This is a genomic window from Spiroplasma endosymbiont of Andrena trimmerana, from assembly GCF_964019575.1.
In the GTDB taxonomy this organism is placed as follows: Bacteria; Bacillota_I; Bacilli_A; order Mycoplasmatales; family VBWQ01; genus Spiroplasma_E.
Genome location: NZ_OZ026455.1, coordinates 825,470 through 848,121 on the forward strand (window position 1 = coordinate 825,470; position 22,652 = coordinate 848,121).

The following is a 22,652-nucleotide window of genomic DNA, read 5'->3' on the forward strand; positions in this document are numbered from 1 at the left end:
TAATGTAAATCAACAATTATATACTAAATATAAAAGAAAGAACAAAATATCTAAAACAGAAAATGAGAAAACAATAATCATTAACTTCATTTATTTATTATCTTTAAATAATTAAAATCAATTTATGAAAACTAATAATTTTGATAAAAATTGATATTTAAGGATTGTTTTTAAAGAAGTTTTTTCTTTAATAGACAAAATTATTTTTGAAAAATGCTTATATTATTTTTTAAAAATGATTGATTTTGATAGGAAAATTATTGAAAATAATACTGTTTAAAAATATTTAACATTGAATTTACTAAGCAAAGATAATTAATCATCAATTACAAAAAGTCATCAGAAATAAAAAAGTCTTTCTTAATGATATGGCAGTTTTTCAAAATATTTTACTTAGTAATTAAAATATAACAAAAATTGAACAATTCATTTCAATTTTGAATAGGAATTGTTCAATTTATAATAAATTTAAAGATAGAATTAATCTGAATTAGTACTTTGCAAAACAAATATGTACAGGTTTCTAAAAAACCTCTTTCATTCTTTTATTTAGAGATCTTTGCTTTGATAGTGTACTGTAAAATCTCATTTATTTCAATCGCCATCTCTATTTGTTTTGACTACTAAACCTTGTGATCCATCTGTTGGTAATTTTGTTCAAAAATTTCTTATTTCTGGAAAGTTTTTATAAAGAATGTTAAAACCTGTTTCTATATCTGTAAGTCAAATATTTGATTTAGTATTATCAATTCGTGGAAACCTTCTTAGTTCTTCAAAAAGACGAGCTTCTGTAGAAACATTTGAAACATAAATATCTATCAAATTTTTAAATGTAAAATAATCAATTCAAATTTTTATATAATTTGCTTTCGTCATCCTATACTCTACTTCAAATGCTAAACAATTGGGAATCTCATCTTTTCATTTTGATGAATATTGCTTTTCATTTTGATTGAAAGTATTTTGTTCGTTTTTATTTTGTTGTGACATAATTGTTTTTACTCCTTGTTAATTTTTAATTTATAAAATTTAATTCAGATTTACTTAAAATAACTTTTTTTATTGTATATGATTTTTTTAAAAAATATATTAAATTATAATATTAATTTAAATAAGATAACTTTATCTAAGTAAATCTGAATTAAATTTTATAATTTAAAAAAATCATATACAATAAAAGTTACTAATGAAAGTTACAATTTTTTTATCTAAATTTATTTAAGTAACATTAATAAATATAGTATTAAAATTTTTTTAATCGAAAATAGTATAATTAAAGGTGATAATATTTAAAATATAAATAAGAATGATTTTATTTCTCCATTTTATGTTAAAGGAAAAATTATCAAAGTTGATAATACAACTGTTAGTCAAATTAAAAAATGTTAAAAAAGAAAAAGAGAATTAGCCAAATATGAAAATAAAATATTAAAAATAGAAAATATAAATAAAGATGTTATTTTGGAAATTTATGAAAGAATGTTTGAACAAGTAAAAGCTGAAATTAATTACTTACATAATGAACTAACTGAAGTTCAAAAAGAAATTGATATAAAAGACTGAAATATAGATAATTCTTTTCAATATAAATATGTAACACGATTATAAATAACTTATTTTAGGATTATAAAATAATTAAAATATTTGATTTATTAGTATTTTATTTCCAAAAATTTGAAAAACTTATCAAAAAAAATAGATTTTTCTGATAAATCAATATATAATTTATGAGATACGAAAGTAAGGAGGCAACAGACTATGGCAGTACCAGCAAGAAGAACGTCAAAAATGCGTAAAAATACACGTCGTGCCCATGATAGTTTATCTGCAACAACTACAACTAACTGTTTAAATTGTGGAGCAATTACTAAACCACATCATGCCTGTATGAAATGCAAGGCATACAAAGGTGTAAGTATTACTAATCCATTACAAGCAGAAAAAACATCATCAACAGAAAAAAAATAAAATATGAATATATCTTATCTTAGATTACCTTCCTCTTATTTATTTAAAATAATATTTTAAATATTAGAGGTTTTTTACTTTACAAAATTATTTTATAATAGTTAATAATTTATTAAAATATAGATTATAATTTATTAAAATAGACACTATTTATTATTAGGAAGTGTAGAGTATGAAAAATAAGGGCTATTATGATTTATTATTAAAGATTAGTGATGATATTACCAATAATTTCCAAACATCACATATTAATGATGAAAAAGAATTAATTAAAGACATTGATCATTATTTAGTTAAACAATTAAATAATATTTTAATTGAACAATTAAAAACGATTAAATTACCAGAAGCAAAAATTAATTTTTTAAATCAAATCATAAGTAATTTTACTACTAATAAATTTAGTAATAACATTTTATTACAAGTAAATGATAGTATAATTGATAATCCTTTAACTTCTAATATTAGATTAAGTGACAATTTTCTATTTACTAATGAAAACCAACAAGTATTAATTAATCATTTAAATCAGGAAATCAGAACTTGTGATGAAGTATACTTTATTTATCCTTTTATATCAAATTCAATTATTAATAAGTTACGTTCATCATTTACTTATGCTCTAAATCATAATATTACTATTAATTTTATTACTACTACTTTTGATGATATGGCTTTATTTGTTAATTTATATGCATTAGTTAAAATAATAAAAAAGTATCCTAATATTAAAGTTAAAGTTGAAAATAATTTAGAAAAACGTAGTGAAAGAATTCATATTAAAGCTGCCATCTTTAAACGAAATTCAGGTTTTTCTTCAGCAATAATTGGTTCATCAAATTTAACGCAAAAAGGTTTAACTAGTGGTCGTGAATGAAATATTAAAATTAATGAATTTGATAATAAGCAACTATATCAAAATATTTTAAATCAGTATTATAAATTATGAAATGATAATTTAGTTGATTTAAATAATGAACAACAACGATTACAATTACTATCGCGAATTGAATATAATCGATTGCTTGTAATAAAAAAGATGAACAATGATTAGCAACTAATTATTTTCTTTATGATTTTCAAATTGCCTTAATTAATAAATTAAAGTTAAGAAGAAAACTTAAAAAAACAAAACATTTAATTGTCATGGCAACAGGTGTTGGTAAAACAGTAGTATCTGCTTTCGACTATTTAAATCAAATCAAAGAAAATAATAATCAAAAACCTTCAATTTTATTTTTAGCACATCAAAGAGAAATTATTGAACAAGCAATTATTACTTTTCGAAAAGTAATAAATGATAAAAAATTTGCAACTATTTTAAATAGTAAACAAAATAATTTTCAAGAACAATATTTATTTGCAACAGTACAAACTGTACATAGACATCTAAATAAGTTTAAACATCAACAATTTGATATTATTATTTTTGATGAAGCTCATCATTTGGCTGCCAAAACTTTTCAGACAATTTTTAATTATTTTCATCCTAAACAAATTATTGGTTTAACAGCAACACCAGAACGAGAAGATAATAAAAACATTATTAATTATTTTGATAATGAGTTTGCACATGAATTACGATTGTGAGATGCAATTAATGAAAAACTTTTATCACCATTTGATTATTATTGTATTGATGACATTACTGCTGATTTAACTGGTATTGATTTAAATAATGATCAGCAATTATTTAAAAAATTAAATACTGAAGCAAGAAATAAGTTATTATTAGATGTAATTAATGACTATATTGGATTTTATAGTAATCGGATTTGTTTAATTTTTTGTATTAACATTACTCATGCACAAATTGTTGCTAGATTTTTGCAAAATCAGGGCTTAAAAGCAGACTTTTTAACAAGTAAAAATCAAACTAATCGTAGTAAAATAATTAATGATTTTAAAAATAGAATTATTAATTATTTATGTGTAGTAAATATTTTTAATGAAGGAATTGATATTCCTGAAATTGATACTATTATTTTATTACGACCAACTAATTCAAAAACAGTATATTTGCAACAATTAGGAAGAGGATTGAGAAAAACAGAAACTAAACATTGTTTAGAGGTTTATGATTTAATTGCTAATATTGATAAAAAATATGACATAACGATTGGTATTAAAAATCTTTCAAATTCACATATTATCAATGTTAATAAACAATTACCTAATAGTTTTAATTTACCTTATGGATGTACTATTACTTTAGAACCAAGAAGTCAAAACGTCATTTTAACTAATTTAAAGCAATGATATCAATCGCGAAAAAAAATTTATTTGGTAATTCAATCATACTATCAACTTTATAATGATAATGCTATTTTTAAAATATTAATTGATTATGATTTGACAATTCAAGAATTTTATAATTTTTTAAATGATTTTTATTTACGAATAGCAAAAAAAATAAAAAATTATCAAACCCATGATAATGATACTAATCGTAATCAAAATATCTTAAAACAATTCTTATTTTTAAATGATTATCAAATAGTTAATTATTTTTATTTAAGATTAAGTCAAGAATTAGATACTAAATTAATTAATTATCATTATGACAATTTATTAATAGCATCATTATTATATGAGGTTACAAGTAATAAAGTATTTAATCGTATTTTTCCAAATTTTAATGAAATACCATGTTTAGTTACAAATTTCATTGAAAATAACAAATTAGTTGTTAATGAACTAAAAATTATTCTTAAATATAAACTAGATTATGAAACATTATTACTTAATGAACATTTTAATCAAGATTACCCTTTATTATCTTATCAATCAACATTTACTGTGCATCAGGCACTATGTGCAATTAATCGTGTTAATTTTAATAAAAAACTTGGACCTTTAAAAATTATTGCCTTTCAAGCGGGTCATTTGACATTTAATGAAAATAAATCAGTAATTTTTGCAGATATTGATGGAACAAATTATGGTAAATTAACTAGTTATAATAAATTAACAAAAGAATATTACTGATCAATACCAGAAAATAAAACGATTAATTCAAAGTTAGTGAAAGATTTACAAAATAATAATATTGAAAAAATATTATTTTTAAATAATGATTGTAATAAAAAATTTAAAAATCTTGCTTTAAAGTTGTATGACTTTATTGGTATTGGTCAATATCAATTAACAATTAAAAGTGATTATATTACTATTAAATTTTTAGTAGAATAAATAATATTTTATTTTTTTAATTTTAAAAAAATAATGCTTTTTTATGATAATTAGGTTGACAATAATTATGGCATGTTGTACTATTGTTATTGTCCCAAAAATAAATGGGTTACAAACTAGAAAAAACGATCTTTGAAAACTAAATAGAACAAGAATTAATCCGTCAATTTTTTATTAAAAATTAAATAAGTCAGACATCATCTTTTAACAAAAACAATTTTATTGAGAGTTTGATCCTGGCTCAGGATTAACGCTGGCGGCATGCCTAATACATGCAAGTCGAACGAAAGTAGCAATACTTTAGTGGCGAACGGGTGAGTAACACGTATCTAACCTACCATTTAGTGGGGAATAACTGTTGGAAACGACAGCTAATACCGCATATGTTATTTATTTGCAATGATAAATAATGAAAGGAGCATTTGCTTCGCTAATTGATGGGGATGCGGCGCATTAACTAGTTGGTAAGGTAATGGCTTACCAAGGTAACGATGCGTAGCCGATCTGAGAGGATGAACGGCCACATTGGGACTGAGACACGGCCCAAACTTCTACGGAAGGCAGCAGTAGGGAATTTTTCACAATGGGCGAAAGCCTGATGGAGCAATGCCGCGTGACTGATGAAGGTCTTCGGATTGTAAAGGTCTGTTGTAAGGGAAGAAGTGCTAGAATAGGAAATGATTTTAGTATCGACCATACCTTACCAGAAAGCCATGGCTAACTATGTGCCAGCAGCCGCGGTAATACATAGGTGGCAAGCGTTATCCGGATTTATTGGGCGTAAAGCGTGCGTAGACGGTTTTGCAAGTCTGAGGTTAAATTTAGGGGCTCAACCCCTAACCGCCTTGGAAACTACATTACTAGAGTATAGGAGAGGTTAGTGGAATTTCATGTGTAGCGGTGGAATGCGTAGATATATGAAGGAACACCAGTGGCGAAGGCGGCTAACTGGCATATTACTGACGTTGTGGCACGAAAGCGTGGGGAGCAAATAGGATTAGATACCCTAGTAGTCCACGCCGTAAACGATGAGTACTAAGTGTTGCCATGAGGCAGTGCTGTAGCTAACGCATTAAGTACTCCGCCTGAGTAGTATGCTCGCAAGAGTGAAACTCAAAGGAATTGACGGGGACCCGCACAAGCGGTGGAGCATGTGGTTTAATTCGAAGCAACGCGAAGAACCTTACCAGGTCTTGACATACCTTGCGAAGCTATAGAGATATAGTAGAGGTTAACAAGGATACAGGTGGTGCATGGTTGTCGTCAGTTCGTGTCGTGAGATGTTTGGTTAAGTTCAGCAACGAACGCAACCCTTGTCCTTAGTTGCCAGCATTAAGTTGGGGACTCTAAGGAGACTGCTAGTGTAAGCTAGAGGAAGGTGGGGACGACGTCAAATCATCATGCCCCTTATGACCTGGGCTACACACGTGCTACAATGGCTGATACAAAGAGTCGCTAAACCGCGAGGTCAAGCAAATCTCAAAAAGTCAGTCTCAGTCCGGATTGAAGTCTGCAACTCGACTTCATGAAGTCGGAATCGCTAGTAATCGCGAATCAGCAATGTCGCGGTGAATACGTTCTCGGGTCTTGTACACACCGCCCGTCAAACCACGAGAGTTGGCAATGCCAGAAGTCGGTGTCCTAACCGTAAGGAGGGAGCTGCCAAAGGCAGGGTTGATGATTGGGGTTAAGTCGTAACAAGGTATCCCTACCGGAAGGTGGGGATGGATCACCTCCTTTCTATGGAGTTTAGTTTCTAATAAGAAACCAAGACAACAAGAAAAAATAGATGGATGATTTATTGGATTACTTCTTTTGTTCTGTTTAGTTTTCAGGGATTGTTTTCTCTGAGCAATTGTTCTTTAAAAACTGGATAATAGACATCTTTTAAAAAAAATAAGATAATTTTTATCTTGCAATAGGATATTCTAAAAATAAATTATTAAGAGCGTATGGTGGATGCCTTGGAATTGGAAGACGATGAAGGACGCGATTACCTGCGATAAGCTTCGGGGAGCTGGAAATAAGCTTTGATCCGGAGATGTCCGAATGGGGAAACCCACTATCTTTAATCAGATAGTACTGTACAATGAATTCATAGTTGTGCAGAGTGATACCTAGAGAATTGAAACATCTTAGTACCTAGAGGAAAAGAAAGCGAATGCGATTCCCTTAGTAGCGGCGAGCGAAAAGGGAGCAGCCTAAACCAGTCGTCAGACTGGGGTTATAGGACTGTCTATTAGGTTCGACCTATGAAGAGTTACAAAATTTATATATAGCAGAAGTTGTTGGGAAGCAACGCCATAGATGGTGAAAGCCCAGTATGCGAAATGTATAAATCTCTTGACAGTATCCTGAGTACGGCGAGGCACGTGGAACCTTGTCGGAATTTGCGCAGACCACTGCGTAAGGCTAAATACTAACCAATTACCGATAGTGAACCAGTACCGTGAGGGAAAGGTGAAAAGTACCCCGAGAGGGGAGTGAAATAGTTTCTGAAACCATATGCTTACAACAAGTCGGAGCCCGTTAATGGGTGACGGCGTGCCTTTTGTAGAATGAGCCGGCGAGTTACGATTACATGCAAGGTTAAGTTGAAAAGACGGAGCCGAAGTGAAAGCGAGCCTGAATAGGGCGTTTAGTATGTGGTCGTAGACCCGAAACCAGGTGATCTAGCCATGAGCAGGTTGAAGTTAATGTAACAGTTAATGGAGGACCGAACCAACGTTCGTTGAAAAGACCGTGGATGACTTGTGGCTAGCGGTGAAATTCCAATCGAACCTGGAGATAGCTGGTTCTCCCCGATATAGTTTTAGGACTAGCGTCAGAATTAGTGCAATGGAGGTAAAGCTCTGAATGTATGATGGCCCCACCTCGGGGTACTGAATGCAATTAAACTGCGAATGCCATTGTTACATATCTGGCAGTCAGTCTATGGGTGATAAGGTCCATGGACGTGAGGGAAACAGCCCAGATCATCAGCTAAGGTCCCCAAATCAATGCTAAGTGGAAAACGATGTGGAATTGTTCAGACAGCTAGGAGGTTGGCTTAGAAGCAGCCATCCTTTAAAGAGTGCGTAACAGCTCACTAGTCGAATGATTCTGCGCGGAAAATGTACCGGGGCTAAGCATTGTACCGAAGCTATGGGTCTATATATATGTTTACATATATTGTGGGCGGTAGGGGAGCGTTCTAATCTGCGACGAAGTTAGACCGGAAGGACTAGTGGAGTGTTTAGAAGTGAGAATGCCGGCGTGAGTAACGATTGAAGGTGAGAATCCTTCATGCCGATTGACCAAGGTTTCCTGGGCTAGGTTCGTCCACCCAGGGTTAGTCAGGACCTAAGGCGAGGCCGAAAGGCGTAGTCGATGGATAACAGGTTGATATTCCTGTACCACAATGGTGACTGATGGAATGACGGAGAAGGCTAAAATGTCCCAGTGATTGGTAGTGCTGGGCTAAGTACAAAGAGGGTTGTGTAGGCAAATCCGCACAGCGTTAACCTTGAAGTACGATGGGGAGTGAACGGTTCGCTTAGTAACGAAGCATTTGATGCCATACTTCCAAGAAAAGTTTCTAAAGACATCACCATGGTGCCTGTACCGAGAACGGACACACGTGGTCAAGGAGAATATCCTAAGGCAAGCGAGATAACTATAGCTAAGGAACTCTGCAAAATAACCCCGTAAGTTAGCGAGAAGGGGAGCTCATAGCAATATGAGTCGCAGTGAAGAGGTCCGGGCGACTGTTTAGCAAAAACACAGCTCTCTGCTAAGTCGTAAGACGATGTATAGGGGGTGACGCCTGCCCAGTGCTGGAAGGTTAAAGAGATTTGTTAGCGTAAGCGAAGCTTTGAATTGAAGCCCCAGTGAACGGCGGCCGTAACTATAACGGTCCTAAGGTAGCGAAATTCCTTGTCAGGTAAGTTCTGACCCGCACGAAAGGCGTAACGATCCGGACGCTGTCTCGGCTATAGACTCGGTGAAATCTTAGTACCTGTGAAGATGCAGGTTACCCGCGATTAGACGGAAAGACCCCGTGGAGCTTTACTACAACTTGATATTGAATTTTGGTGTAGTTTGTACAGCATAGGTGGGAGACGTTGATATGCAGACGCTAGTAGGCATGGAGTCACCATTGGGATACCACCCTTGCTATATTGAAATTCTAACTTGAGACCATAATCTGGTCTAAGGACAGTGTCTGGTGGGTAGTTTGACTGGGGCGGTCGCCTCCTAAAAAGTAACGGAGGCGCCCAAAGGTACCCTCAATATGAATGGAAATCATATGTAGAGCGCAAAGGTAAAAGGGTGCTTGACTGCGAGACATACAAGTCGAGCAGGAACGAAAGTTGGGCTTAGTGATCCGGCGGTGCTGTGTGGAAAGGCCGTCGCTCAACGGATAAAAGTTACCCCGGGGATAACAGGCTAATCTCTCCCAATAGTTCATATAGACGGGGAGGTTTGGCACCTCGATGTCGGCTCATCGCATCCTGGAGGTGTAGTCGCTTCCAAGGGTTGGGCTGTTCGCCCATTAAAGCGGTACGCGAGCTGGGTTCAGAACGTCGTGAGACAGTTTGGTCCCTATCTGTCGTGGGCGCAAGAAATTTGAGGAAAGCTGTTCCTAGTACGAGAGGACCGGAATGGACCTACCACTGGTGCACCAGTTGTCACGCCAGTGGCACAGCTGGGTAGCTATGTAGGGCATGAATAAGCGCTGAAAGCATCTAAGCGCGAAGTCAGTTCCAAGATGAGATTTCTCATTCGAAAGAAGTAAGATCCCTTGAATACTACAAGGTTGATAGGTCAGGTGTGTAAGCATAGTGATATGTTCAGCTTACTGATACTAATAGATCGAGGATTTATTGAAGAATATATTCTCTATTGCAAATCAAAAGTAATCAAATTTAAAGATGTCTGTTTCTAGTTTTTAGGGAGCAATTGCTAAACTATTTGGTGTCCATGGCGGAGTGGTCACACCTGTTCCCATCTCGAACACAGCAGTTAAGCACTCCAGCGGCGAAAATACCAGCAATGGGAAAATAGCACGATGCCAAATTTTTTTTATTGTGTTAATATTTAATTTAAAATGCTAAATTGTAAAGGTAAGTGCAACTAAATTATTTTTCTATCCAAATATTCGATTGGTGAAAGATAATTTAGTATTTTTCTCGGTTTTTGATTTAAAGACAATATAAATTTATGAACTTCATTTTTATTAGTTTTTGAAAAAATAAATTTTTTAGGAAATTTTTCTCTAATTAAACCATTAGTATTTTCATTAGTACCTCTTTGTCAAGGTGAATATGGATTGGCAAAATAAATTTTTACATCTAAATTTTTTTCAAGTTGTTGTCAATTTGAAAATTCTTTGCCACGATCAAAAGTAATAGTTTTAACAATGTTTTTAGGAAGAATTGATAAATAATAACTGACATTTTTATTAATAACTTTAGTAGTTCTGTTTTTAACTAATATTGCTAAAGTAAATCGTGATACTCTTTCAACTAAAGTTATTAAACATGATTTGCTTTTACCTCGTGATGATACTATAGTATCTCCTTCTCAATGACCAAGTGTTATACGATCATTAACATTTATATCTCGTTCTTTAATTGATTTACCATTAAACTTGCCACGATTTTCTTTAGATTTTCGTTTTTTACCTTTTCTTCTTAAATTTTTACTAGTAACTTTATCAAGCATTCCAAAATAAATTCAAGTATAAATTGTTTTAAAACTAATAACTCATTCTTTATGAAAATTTTTAATTCTGCCATAAATTTGTTCAGGTGATCAACCTAATAGTAATTTTTGTTGTACATATTTTACTAAATTCTTATTTTTAAACTTATGAAAACTAATATGTGATTGTTTTCGATTTTCAGCTTTATTTTGTGCAATTAATGAAAAATAATGATTATTATCTTTATTTCTATTAATTTCTCGAATAATAGTACTAATACTTCGATTAAGATTTTTAGCTATTTCACTAATTTTAAATTTAAATTTCAATTGATTCTCAATATAAATTCTTTCATCTATGCCAAGATGTTTATAACTCATATAAAAACTCCTTACTTTTTTCTAAACTAAATTTAGCATTATGAAATTTTTATATGAGAATTTTTTTCATTTTTATTTACTTGCACTTACAAGTATAACTCAGCAAATTTAAATTTTTTTTATGTTAAGATTGAGAATATTAAAATGTAAAAAAGATTTTAAGAAAAAAGGAGAAAAAATGGATAAGGTTGAAAAGAAATTAGATAAAAAATTATACATTGGAGCTAAAATTGGATTCATAACAAATATTATAAGTATTATTTGAAGTGTAATTATTACAATTATTTTAGCTACAGCAAGTAGTGTCATTTTTAACAGTTTTACAAAATATGATCACACTTCATTAACATCAGGAGTTAGTACAATATTTATTGTTGGATTGATTTTTGGACTTTTAATTGCTATTGGATTTTCAATTGCAATAATTATCATGTGCAATAATGTTTTAAAAGGAAATGCTAATAGTGGTTTAGCTGTTGGAATTGTAACTTTAGTTTTAGCAGGTTTTTCTTTAATAGCTATGTTTTCATCACATTTTAATTTTATTAGTGGTATTAATATTATTTTTTTAGGACTTAATATTGCTTCAGGTGTATTATTAATTATTGGTAAATATCTTCCAGTTACTAATAAACCAGAAGAAGTAGTTTCTATGGTAAATGAATAATTAAAAATATTTAATAAATTATATAAATAAGGCTTTAGAAATTAAAAGCCTTATTTTATTTTTTTATAATTTAAAACCATAAGGATAAGTAATGATTGGAAAATTTGGTTTATCATCATCATGCTTTTTTTTATATTGTATATTATTAATTCATAAATAAAGGTATTGTAAACCAATACTAATAATTAACAGAAAAATAATAGCAGTAACTAATACTCCTACACCATATTTTTGGTAGTTGAAAAAAAAGTAAGGATAACAAGTATTAATATTTTCTCCTTGTTTAACACGTAGTACACCACGAACCATTACCATTACTACATAAAAACAAGGATAAAATAAGATAAATCACATATAAAGTTTATGATGATTTTTTAGTGAATAAAAATCACGTCCACATGATAAAGCAAAATTTAAAATCATAACAATTGGCATAATTAGATTTAGAATTATTGTTTTAAATCATAAATAAATATCAGTTCCATATTTACTTCTTTCTTGGCTATTACTAATGATACCTATTCAAAATACTAACATTGTAATTGTAATATAAATAGTAATGCTTAATAAAATATAAAAACTTGGTTTTGAATTTTCTTTAAATTTACTTTCAAATAAAAAAGCAAATAAATAAATGAGTACTAAATAATTAGTTTGAGTTGTAAAATAAAAATAATAAATTGCTAATCTTTCAGTTGGTTTATCAACATTAGGAACAATGAAAGCATTGGGATAATTAATAGTAATTATTAAATCAAAAATTAAGAATAAAGAAATAATAAGTAGACCAAATAAACGTCAAATAAATTTAATAAGATTTCTTTTTTTTAATCGGTATTCACTACTATTTTTTCAATTCATATTTTTTCTCCTATTTATATTAGAATTAAATTTAATTTTTTATTATGATTGAATATGCTACTTATTTAGTATATCAAGTTTTTCCTTATCACTATTAATATTTACTAACTGATTATTTAAAACACCTAATAAGTTAAAAAAAATTAACTTATTAATTATTTAATCTTGATTTTTTGCTAATAAAGTTTATTATTAATGTTAAGGATATAATTTTTATCCTTATAATTTTAATGAATATATAAGTAATTATATATTCATTAAAATTATATATGTTGATTTAACAAAAAGTTTAATAATTGATTATATATCCTTAGTTTTATTTTATTAAAACTAAGATTTTAAGTATTTAATTAAATATGCTTAATTTAATATTATAATTATAAACACAAATAATAGGTAAAAAAGGAGTAATCATAATGACAAATTTCTTATCTTTTAGTTTTTTTAAAACTAAAAGTTTTAAAACAATAAGTTTGGCTTTGGCATTATCTCTTACTAGTAGTTTAATGATAGTTACTAATCATCAATCTAATATTAGTACTGTTAATGAGAGTAACAAACTTTCTGGGTTTCATATTACTGTTAAGGAAAATAATAAAAATTTAATTAGTGAAGCTAATACTTGAAATTCAATTAATAATAATTATGAAGATTTTATTAGATTGCATAAAGAAGTAATAACAGAACAATTTAATGATTGATCAGACCTTATTAATAAGGTTAATAATAATCCAAATGATGATATTAGTAAAGATGTTAATAAGAAATTTAAGGAACAAATTGAAAACAAAGCTAATAATATCTTGCCAGATAATGGTATTAAATATTTTACTGATAAAGTTATTGGTCGTAGTGTTGCTAAACAAAGTTTTAATGATATTGTTAGTTTTGGCTATGTTTATGTTGGTTACCATGATAATAGTTTACCAGCGCAGATTAACAATGGTATTTTTGCAACGGTAAATCCTAGGGCAGATTTTAATAATTATTTTAGTATTCCTTATATGATTAAACCGAGCGATGATTTTTTAAATAGTCATAAAAGTGTTCAAGATCGGTTAGCAATTTTACCACTTAATAATGGTAATCCCAATGATACTAATCAACCAATGTTAGCTATTTTAGCAAAAAATAAAAATGATAAGAATGAACAATTATTAATAAATGATAAAAAGGATGAAGTTGTTGATAATGATTCAATTAGTTATGCAATATTAAATCATAAACCAGATGATCATTTAAAATCAACTAGTTTTAATGTTAGTGTTAAAGATAGTGGTTATAGTAAAACTATTAAGTTAACAAATAATAGTTCAAATATTCAATTTAGTACTATTAGTGATGAAAAAGTTAAAGAAAATCCTGTAATTGTACCTCAATATTTAGTTCAAAATAATTCACAAGATAATAAAAATACATTAATAGTTATGAATAAAGCCATTGAGAAAGCTAAAGTAAATATTAGTGATTCACAACAACATTGACTAAAATGAAAAGTTGATTCACAAACTTTACAAAAAGCAAAAAATGATTTGGGAACACCTATTAAAGATGGTGATAATTTAACTCTTAATCAAGGAAGTAATTTTCAAGTTTATTGTATAGGTTTAGATACATCTGACTTACAACGTCAAGCTGCTTCTGAACAATATATTACTGTTTATAGAAGCAATACAAAAATACCTAATTTTCCAAATTGTACTGATTTTTTTGAAAAAACTAATAATTTATTAGCGGGTTTTCAACAATATTTAACTAGTGCTACTAATAATAGTATTAAAATTGAAGATTTAAAAAATAATGCTGCTGGTGAGTTTTTATCATGATTTATTCAATATCAAGGTGATATTACTAAACAAAATTATGTTAATTATTTACAAAGTAATAATTCAGATCGTCCCTGAGATGTTAATATATCATTAACAACTAAGATGTTAGTTAATAATTGAAATATTATTATCATTTGTGGCTTCATTATTAGTTTTTTAACTATAATTCCAATAGTTGTTGTTATTATTCGTAAAAAGAAATATTTAAAATAAAGTTTATTATTTTTAAGTAGTACTTGTTAAAAAACAATATTTTATATAAAAATATAAAATGATAAGTGTAAAAAATGTTATTACTTGTTTTTTCTTTTTAGTGAGTTACAATAAAAATGGCAGTTATAAATGTTTAGAAAATATTTAGGTAATGCCGGTTTTAATTTTATATTTGACTTTAAGTCCTTGTATACTATATATGCTATACAAGGAGTTTTTATATAATTTTAAAATAAAATATATTAAGAAAAAGGAGGCAAAAAATAACAAAATAATATTTAAAAAAAATAATACAATTTCAAATTTTTACTTTTCACAAATATATATTCCTCCCTACAATTATTTTTCAATATTTTTTAAATAATAAATAATAGTAATAAAGTGTACTAGTTTATAAATTAGTACACTTTATTTATAAATTATTTTACATTAAAAATTTGTATCTCTTAAAGCCGCTATTGGTTTATTATTTTTTTTTATAAAGGATATTATTATAAAGAGTAAAAAGTAACATCAAAATTATGTATAAGATTAAAATTGCAAAGATATAAATAAAGAAAGTAGTTAAACTTTTATGAAAATCTAAAAATGGATATGGAAATGAATAATCAATTTCTGTTGTTCCTTTTCTTAAAAAACCAACAAAATTTCCTTTAGCAAGTGCATAACCTAAATATACAAACATGTAAATAGAAATAATTGGTATTCAAAGATATGTTTGTTTTCCAAGTTTTCAGTAGTATTTACCAGCAGAAAACATAAAATATAAAATCACTATCACTGGTACTATTAAATGTAATAAAAATGTATTTATAAAATTTAATATGCTAATACTATTACTACTATCTAAATTATTTATCATTGGTTTAAATAATACAGCAAAAAATACGATAAGAGTTACGGTAATATAAACAGTAATTGCTAATGAAAAGCGCCCAAAAACAAATTGTGCGCGATTGTCATGAAAACGATTTGTTAATACAAAACAAAAGAAAAGAAAAACTAAAAAATTTGACTGAATAGTAAAGGTAGAAATCATTGTTCAAATACCAACTCATGGGCCATCTGGAGTTCATAAATTATGAGGATTAGGTGTTCCAACTGTTATTGGTTTATACTCAATTAAAACTATTGCAAATTGCATTATTAGACCTATAACAGCAATAATTAGTCCAGATCAAAGTAAAAAATCAGAAAATTTACTTTTAAATCCTATATTTTTTCCTATTCCCATATGGATCAACTCACAATTCTATATTTTTTCTATTTTAATTACATTATACATGATATTATAATAAGTATGTAAGATATTAGAAAATTATTAATAGCAACTAAATGAAATAATAAGGTGATGTTATGTATCAATTATATTTAGATACAACAAATAACAAATTAACAGTGGTGATTTTGCAAGCTAATAAAATTTTAGCAAGTTCATCATTTATTGCTTGACAAAAACAAACAGAATTGGCAATTCCAACTATTACTAATTTACTTGTAAAATGTAAAATAAAATTAAAAGATATTTCAAAAGTAGTTATTGCAAATGGTCCTGGCAGTTATACTGGAATTAGAGTAGCAATTACTTTTGTCAAAACACTTAAAGTTTTGAATAGTTTTTTAACGGTTTTTACTATTAATAGTTTATTATTACAGGCAGGATTAATAAAATCAATAAGTGTTTTGTCAGCATACAATAATAAAAGTTATTTGGCAGTATGTGATAATGGAAAAATAATTATTCAGCCGCAATTAGTAGATGAAAATGCTAAAATTGGTATTATTAGTGATTTACTAGATTATAAAATAATTGAAAATTTAGAAAAGTGTAATATTGTGGAAAATTTTCAAAAGTTGTCACCATATTTTATCGAAGTAGAAAACATGGAAGATTTGCAACCATATTATATTAATGATCCATTTTCATCACATAATTAAAAAATAATAATATTTAAATATTTTACATTAGTTTAAAAAGGAGTTTTTACATGCTTATCAATGATAATTTTTGATCTAGAGTATCAAAGGAAGAAAATAATTTCACAAAAAAAGAAAAAGTTCTTATTAACTATATTAATAAGAATAGTCAAAAAATGGATCAAGTTACTATTAGTTCTTTGGCTAAAGAAAATACTGTTGGTTATAGTGTTGTTTATAATTTAATTAAGAAATTGGGATTTAAAGGTTATCGTGAATTTATCATTAGTTTAGCTGCGCAAGAAACTACTTTCAAAGCTTTAAATCGTGAGTTTTTTGGTGATCGTAGTGTTTTAAAAGAACATTATAAAAAACTAATGGATTTAAATGATTCAACGATTAATTATGAGGAATTACAAAGATTTATTAATTGAATAGATGATAATCGTAAAGCTTGTATTTATTTAGCAGGCATTGGTTATTCTGGTTTAGGTGCGGAGGATTTATCAAATAAATTATATCGGTTTGGTTTACGATCAATCTGTTTAAATAAAGATGATGATAGTATTTTAATGCATGCTTCTTTAATTATTCCAGAAGATGTAATAATTCTTTTTTCATTATCAGGTAAAACCGCTACTATTGTTGAAGCAGCTAAACTTGCTAAAAAGAATAATGCTAAAATTGCAGTTGTTACATCACAAGATAAAACTGAATTAGTGACTTATGCTGATTGAACATTTAATATTGTTTCTTCAGGACTTTATGAAGCACAAGAAATATTTATTTCTCCATTATTTGCTATTACTTATTTTAATGATTTAGTAACAACATATTTATTAAAATCAAAGCATAAAGATTGATATTTAGAAAATAGAATTAAAACTAATAAAGTAATTAAAAAATTTAATTAATTTTTTAAATAAAAAAACTGTTTTTTTTAAAATAATAATTTAATATTATGTCATGAATATTTATTAAGTAAGGAGATGAAGTATGTTGTCTAAACAAGATGATATTTTGACAGTAGAACACGTTTTTCTTGAATCTGATTGTAAAACACAAGCAGAAGCTTTTCAAGAAATAGCAACTTCTGCTAAAAAATTAGGTTTTTTGAAAAAAAATATTAGTGAAAAATCAGTAGTTAATAGTTTTCTACAAAGAGAAGGAGAAGGAACTACTGGTTTTGGTGGTGGTGTTGCTGTGCCACATGCTCGTAATGAAGATATTGTTAAATCAGGAATTTTTATTATGCGTTTTAAACAGCCAATTCCTTGGAAAGCACTAGATGAACAACCCGTTAAAGCAATTATTGCTTTAATTGTGCCACTAAAAAGTGCTGGTAATGAGCACTTGGAAATTTTATCAAAAGTGGCACAAAGATTAACAAAACCGGAATTTCAATCAATATTATTTAATTCAAAAGATAAAAAAGTAATTATTCAATCACTAAATATTAATAATAAATCTAATGTTGAAACTAGTAGTAAAACTATTAGTGAAGATATGAAAGGTTCTTCAAAAAAAACTAAAAATATTATAGCAATTACTGCTTGTCCAGTTGGGGTAGCACATACTTATATTGCACAAGATAAATTAGAAATTGCTGCAAAAAATTTAGGTTATAATATTAAAGTTGAAACTCATGGTAGTATTGGTATTAAAGGTGCTTTTACAGCAACTGATATTGCCAACGCTGATTTAGTTATTATTGCAGTATCGGCCGGTGTTGCAGATTTAAAATTAGAACGTTTTAATAATAAACCATTATATAAAGTAGAAATTAGCAAAGTTATTAAAAATCCTGAAAGTATTGTTAATGATGCTTTTGCTAACGCAAAACCTTATGAAATAAACAAGTCAGAATCGGGACAAAAAGCGGAAAAAGAAAATAAGTCAAATGATTTATTTACTACTGATAAACAGGGAATTATGAAACATATTATGGCTGGTGTTGGCTATATGGTTCCATTTGTTGTTTTTGGTGGAATTATGTTAGCATTATCAATTGGTATTGCTAAAGCAGTTTATGGTGTTGGCTTTGATATTTCCAAGTTACCACATAATCATTTTCTTTATTTTATGAATCAAGCTGGAAGTATTGCTTTTACATTAATGATTCCAATTTTAGCTGGTTTTATCGCTAATTCAATTGCAGGACGTGCTGCCTTGGTTCCGGCAATGGTAAGTGCATATGTTGCTAATACAGCAGGATTAGTTTATCCAATTGCTGGTTTAGAGCCAAAGGTTTCTGCTGGATTTTTAGGAGCATTATTAATTGGTCCAAGTGTTGGATATTTAGTAAGATGAATTATTACTTGAAAAGTACCAAAGACTATTGCTCCAATTATGCCAATTTTCTTTATTCCTATTGTAGTAACATTTTTAATTAGTTTCACTTTTATTTATGCAATTGGAGCTCCAATTGGTTGAATAATGGAACAATTTCAAAATGGGTTAACCCACATGCCACGTGAAGCAATGGCAGCAATTGGAATGTTGCTAGGAGCCATGATTGGATTTGATATGGGTGGTCCAATTAACAAAGTTGCTTTTTTAGCAGCCTCAACAACTATAACTGCTGATCCTAGTTCACAATTATTTATGGGAGCAGTAGCTGCAGCTATTCCTGTTGCACCACTTGGAATGGGTTTAACAACTTTGATTTTTCGTAAATTCTTTAATGAAAGTGAACGTACATTAGGTTTAACAGCAATGTTAATGGGGTGTATTGGTATTTCTGAAGGTGCGATTCCTTTTGCAGTAAGAGATCCAAAACGTGCTATTATTAGTAATATTATTGGTAGTGCTGTTGCTGGTAGTATTGCTGGTGCTTTCTTATTAACTGATGCTGCTGGTCATGGTGGTCCTATTGTTGCTATCTTAGGTGCAGTTAGTTCAGTTAATTATGTGCTTTGGGTAAGTATTCTTTTATTCTTTTTAGCCATTATTGTTGGAAGTATTGTTACTTGTTTAGTATATGGTGGATTATTAATTATTCAATCACGTAATATTAAGGTTTTTAAATTAATGAATGAAAGAATCATGAAAATATTTAATAGTAAAAAAACTAAATCTAAAAATAGTAAAAATAAAGTTTAATTGAACAAATAATCAAAGTTTAGGAGAGTGAATATGAATAATAGCACATCACAAATAATTTTTTTAAAACCTGCTTTTATTCGCAAATTGTGAGGTAGTCAAAAATTAGCACACAAATTTAATTTTGATTTACCTAAAAATACACCAATTGGTGAAGCATGATTAGTTAGTGCTCATCCCAATGGAATGAGTTATGTTTTAAATGGCGAGTATAAAGGATTAAGTTTAGCAGAATTGTTTAAACAGCAACCTAGTTTATTTGCTAATCTTGATAGTTCAGGTAGTGTGATTAATAAAGAATATCCATTGTTAACAAAAATTTTAGACGCAAATGATAGTTTAAGCGTTCAAATTCACCCTGATGATAAATTCGCAGAAAAAAATCATCAATGTTTAGGAAAAACTGAATGTTGGTATATATTAGAATGTTTACCCAAAGGTAGAGTTATTTTGGGTCATAATGCTAAAACCAAAGATCAGTTTAATCAATGATTGGCAAAAGAACAATGACATAAACTATTAAAATATATACCAATTAAAAAAGATCAATTTATTTATGTTCCTTCTCTAAAAATTCATGGTTTATTGGCACATACTATGGTTTTTGAATTACAACAATCATCAGATATTACATATCGTTTATATGATTATGATCGTAAAGATGAACTTGGTAATTTACGAAATTTGCATTTGAAAGAAGCATCAACTATTGTTTTAGCTCCTGATTTAAATAGTAGTGAAGCTAATGGTCATGATAATTATTTAGTTGATAACAAGTTTTTTAAGTTAATTAAATTAATTAATGAGGGAATTAACCATTATAGTTATCCTAATACTAGATGATTGCAAATCTCAGTATTGGATGGTAATGGTATAATTGATGATACTAGTATTAAAAAAGGTGACTCATTTATTTTACCAAATGGTTATACTGATTTTTGTTTAAGTGGTAATATGTTGTTGATGGTTGCATATTGCTAATAAATAATTATTATAGTTTTTTTAATGCTTGTTCCAAATCATTTCACAAATCTTCAACATATTCAATACCAATTGAAAGACGAACAAGACCTTCTGAAATATTTGCATCTGCTAATTCTTGTGCATTATAAGTAGAATGTGTCATTGAAGCAGGATGTTCAATCAATGACTCAACTCCACCTAAAGAAACTGCCAAAATTATTAATTTTAAATTATTTAATAGTTTGATTCCTCCATCATATCCACATTTTAATTCGAAACTAATCATTGCTCCTGGTAATTTCATTTGTTGTTCATAAAGTACTTGTTCTGTTGCTGAATTAGTTAGTCCAGGATAAAATACTTTTTTAATCTTAGGATGTTCTTTTAATCTTGCTGCAATTATTCTTGCATTTTTGCAAGCTCTTCATAATCGTAATTCTAAAGTTGATAGTCCTCTTAAAACAAGAAAGGCATCATGAGGTGATAATACAGCTCCTGTTAAATCTTTTAATCCTTCAAAACGAATTTTATTTATTAAAGTACTTTTACCACAAACAATTCCGGCCATAACATCAGAATGACCGTTAATATATTTTGTTGCTGAATGGATAACAATATCAGCACCAAAAATTAATGGTTTAGTAATGATTGGTGTAGAAAAAGTATTATCAACAATTACTTGAATTTGCGGATTATATTGATGGACAATATCACTAATTGCTTTAATATCTAAAATTTCTAAAGTAGGATTAGCTGGTGTTTCGAAAAAAACAACTTTAGTATTTGGTTTTAAATTTTTTTTAATTTCATCAAGTTTAGTAAAATCAGCAAAATCAACTTCAATTTGAAAGCGTGATATTCCTTTTTCAATAAGTGAATGAGTACCACCATAAATTGTTTTTGATGATAATAAATGGTCAGTAGCATTCAATAATGTTCAAAAAGTAGATGCAATGGCCCCCATACCCGATGAGAAAGCAATTGCTTCTTCTGATCCTTCTAAATGTGCCATTCGTTTTTCTAAAACAGTTGTTGTTGGATTACCAATTCTTGTATAAACATATCCTTCTTCTTGTAAATTAAATATCCTACCACCTTGTTCGGCACTATCAAAAGCAAAAGTTGTTGATAGATAAATAAGAGGTAGAGCGGCTCCAAATTTATCATTATAATTACCACAATGAACTAATTTAGTTGCAATGTGGTAATTATTTTTATTTTTTTTAATTTTTGTCATAATTATCTCCTTATAGATATAAATTTATTTTATTTTTATGTTATTTCCATTTAATTTGTATTTTAAAACTACCTTTTATATAAATAAAGGTAGCAAGTTTATATTAAAGTATATAAATATCTTAGATTAATGTTAACAATCCTGTTTTAAAAAAGTAGTTATAATCTAATATTCAATTTTTATATGAAAATACTACAATATCTTTTTGTTATTTTATAGTAATTTTTTTTAATAAAAAAGGTTACCTTTTTACTAGTAATCTTTAAATTCATATTTTAAATTCAATACTTATTATAGTTTTTATTAATTAACATAATTTTAGTTTATTATTGATATTTTATATAGATTAAGATTTATTTAGAATGTATTTTATTATTGTTTTAAGTATAAAATATTTAGAATTTTGAGAAAAGTGTGAAATTGTAGTAAGAATATTAAATTGGAAAGTGTAGTAATGTATCATTATTATATGAATAAAACTTTTTAAATTTTAAAGTACTTTTTCTAAATAAATCTTGATTTAATTTTATATTCAAAAGTTTACATATGCAATAAATATTTTTATGTTAAAAAAATAATTTATTATAATTAAAATCTATATTATATGTATTAAAATTTAATTATCAATTGGAATACA

15 protein-coding genes and 3 rRNA genes are annotated in these 22,652 nt (G+C 28.1%); 13 read left to right on the forward strand and 5 right to left on the reverse strand.

The features are described 5' to 3' along the window. Window positions 1-549: 549 nt before the first annotated feature. Window positions 550-990, reverse strand: a complete 441-nt coding sequence (locus AACL03_RS04855; RefSeq protein WP_338959615.1) for a hypothetical protein — start codon at window positions 988-990, stop codon at window positions 550-552. A 471-nt stretch (window positions 991-1,461) separates the two neighbouring features. Here AACL03_RS04855 and AACL03_RS04860 point away from each other — a divergent pair, with 471 nt between their 5' ends. The 7 genes from AACL03_RS04860 to rrf all read left to right on the forward strand — a co-directional run bounded on the left by AACL03_RS04860 (window position 1,462) and on the right by rrf (window position 10,219). Further along, window positions 1,462-1,608: a hypothetical protein gene (locus tag AACL03_RS04860; RefSeq protein WP_338959612.1), complete on the forward strand. Its 147-nt coding sequence runs from the start codon at window positions 1,462-1,464 to the stop codon at window positions 1,606-1,608. A gap of 150 nt (window positions 1,609-1,758) precedes the next feature. Continuing rightward, window positions 1,759-1,968, forward strand: coding sequence for a 50S ribosomal protein L32 (gene rpmF / locus AACL03_RS04865; protein WP_338959609.1), 210 nt, complete (start codon window positions 1,759-1,761; stop codon window positions 1,966-1,968). Window positions 1,969-2,140: 172 nt separating this feature from the next. Further along, a complete protein-coding gene (locus AACL03_RS04870; RefSeq protein WP_339039642.1) occupies window positions 2,141-3,022 on the forward strand; it encodes a restriction endonuclease PLD domain-containing protein in 882 nt (293 codons plus the stop codon). A 53-nt stretch (window positions 3,023-3,075) separates the two neighbouring features. After that, a complete protein-coding gene (locus tag AACL03_RS04875) occupies window positions 3,076-5,160 on the forward strand; it encodes a DEAD/DEAH box helicase (RefSeq protein WP_339040164.1) in 2,085 nt (694 codons plus the stop codon). A 218-nt stretch (window positions 5,161-5,378) separates the two neighbouring features. Further along, a 16S ribosomal RNA gene (locus AACL03_RS04880) occupies window positions 5,379-6,900 on the forward strand. Window positions 6,901-7,092: 192 nt separating this feature from the next. Then, a 23S ribosomal RNA gene (locus AACL03_RS04885) occupies window positions 7,093-10,030 on the forward strand. A gap of 82 nt (window positions 10,031-10,112) precedes the next feature. Then, window positions 10,113-10,219: ribosomal RNA gene (rrf, locus tag AACL03_RS04890) — 5S ribosomal RNA — on the forward strand. Together the 16S, 23S and 5S rRNA genes form the textbook arrangement of a ribosomal RNA operon. Window positions 10,220-10,275: 56 nt before the next feature. On the opposite strand, the gene AACL03_RS04895 is transcribed toward rrf, so the two are convergent. Beyond that, a complete protein-coding gene (locus AACL03_RS04895) occupies window positions 10,276-11,226 on the reverse strand; it encodes an IS30 family transposase (RefSeq protein ID WP_339038665.1) in 951 nt (316 codons plus the stop codon). Window positions 11,227-11,404: 178 nt separating this feature from the next. Between AACL03_RS04895 and AACL03_RS04900 the strand changes: the two genes are divergently transcribed. Then, window positions 11,405-11,893 (forward strand): hypothetical protein, encoded by a 489-nt coding sequence (locus AACL03_RS04900; protein ID WP_339039644.1) that lies wholly within the window; start codon window positions 11,405-11,407, stop codon window positions 11,891-11,893. A gap of 63 nt (window positions 11,894-11,956) precedes the next feature. Here AACL03_RS04900 and AACL03_RS04905 read toward each other — a convergent pair whose 3' ends face one another. Then, window positions 11,957-12,754, reverse strand: a complete 798-nt coding sequence (locus AACL03_RS04905; protein WP_338979046.1) for a Pr6Pr family membrane protein — start codon at window positions 12,752-12,754, stop codon at window positions 11,957-11,959. 416 nt (window positions 12,755-13,170) lie between these two features. Between AACL03_RS04905 and AACL03_RS04910 the strand changes: the two genes are divergently transcribed. Next, complete coding sequence (locus AACL03_RS04910) at window positions 13,171-14,796, forward strand: hypothetical protein (protein WP_339039646.1); 1,626 nt, start codon at window positions 13,171-13,173, stop codon at window positions 14,794-14,796. Between the two features lie 466 nt (window positions 14,797-15,262). On the opposite strand, the gene AACL03_RS04915 is transcribed toward AACL03_RS04910, so the two are convergent. Further along, window positions 15,263-15,940 carry a hypothetical protein gene (locus AACL03_RS04915; protein ID WP_339039648.1) on the reverse strand — a complete coding sequence of 226 codons (678 nt, stop codon included), beginning with the start codon at window positions 15,938-15,940 and terminating at the stop codon, window positions 15,263-15,265. 212 nt (window positions 15,941-16,152) lie between these two features. Here AACL03_RS04915 and tsaB point away from each other — a divergent pair, with 212 nt between their 5' ends. The 4 genes from tsaB (at window position 16,153) to AACL03_RS04935 (ending at window position 20,796) form a co-directional block, all read left to right on the forward strand. Continuing rightward, on the forward strand, window positions 16,153-16,734 hold the full coding sequence (gene tsaB, locus AACL03_RS04920; RefSeq protein WP_339039650.1) for a tRNA (adenosine(37)-N6)-threonylcarbamoyltransferase complex dimerization subunit type 1 TsaB: 582 nt from the start codon (window positions 16,153-16,155) through the stop codon (window positions 16,732-16,734). Between the two features lie 50 nt (window positions 16,735-16,784). Then, a complete protein-coding gene (locus tag AACL03_RS04925; RefSeq protein WP_338980799.1) occupies window positions 16,785-17,627 on the forward strand; it encodes a MurR/RpiR family transcriptional regulator in 843 nt (280 codons plus the stop codon). A gap of 82 nt (window positions 17,628-17,709) precedes the next feature. Then, on the forward strand, window positions 17,710-19,815 hold the full coding sequence (locus tag AACL03_RS04930; protein WP_339039652.1) for a fructose-specific PTS transporter subunit EIIC: 2,106 nt from the start codon (window positions 17,710-17,712) through the stop codon (window positions 19,813-19,815). A 33-nt stretch (window positions 19,816-19,848) separates the two neighbouring features. Next, window positions 19,849-20,796 (forward strand): type I phosphomannose isomerase catalytic subunit, encoded by a 948-nt coding sequence (locus AACL03_RS04935; RefSeq protein ID WP_338959366.1) that lies wholly within the window; start codon window positions 19,849-19,851, stop codon window positions 20,794-20,796. A gap of 10 nt (window positions 20,797-20,806) precedes the next feature. Here the strand turns inward: AACL03_RS04935 and AACL03_RS04940 are convergent, their stop codons facing one another. Further along, window positions 20,807-22,015, reverse strand: a complete 1,209-nt coding sequence (locus AACL03_RS04940; RefSeq protein ID WP_339039655.1) for a trans-sulfuration enzyme family protein — start codon at window positions 22,013-22,015, stop codon at window positions 20,807-20,809. Window positions 22,016-22,652 lie beyond the last annotated feature (637 nt).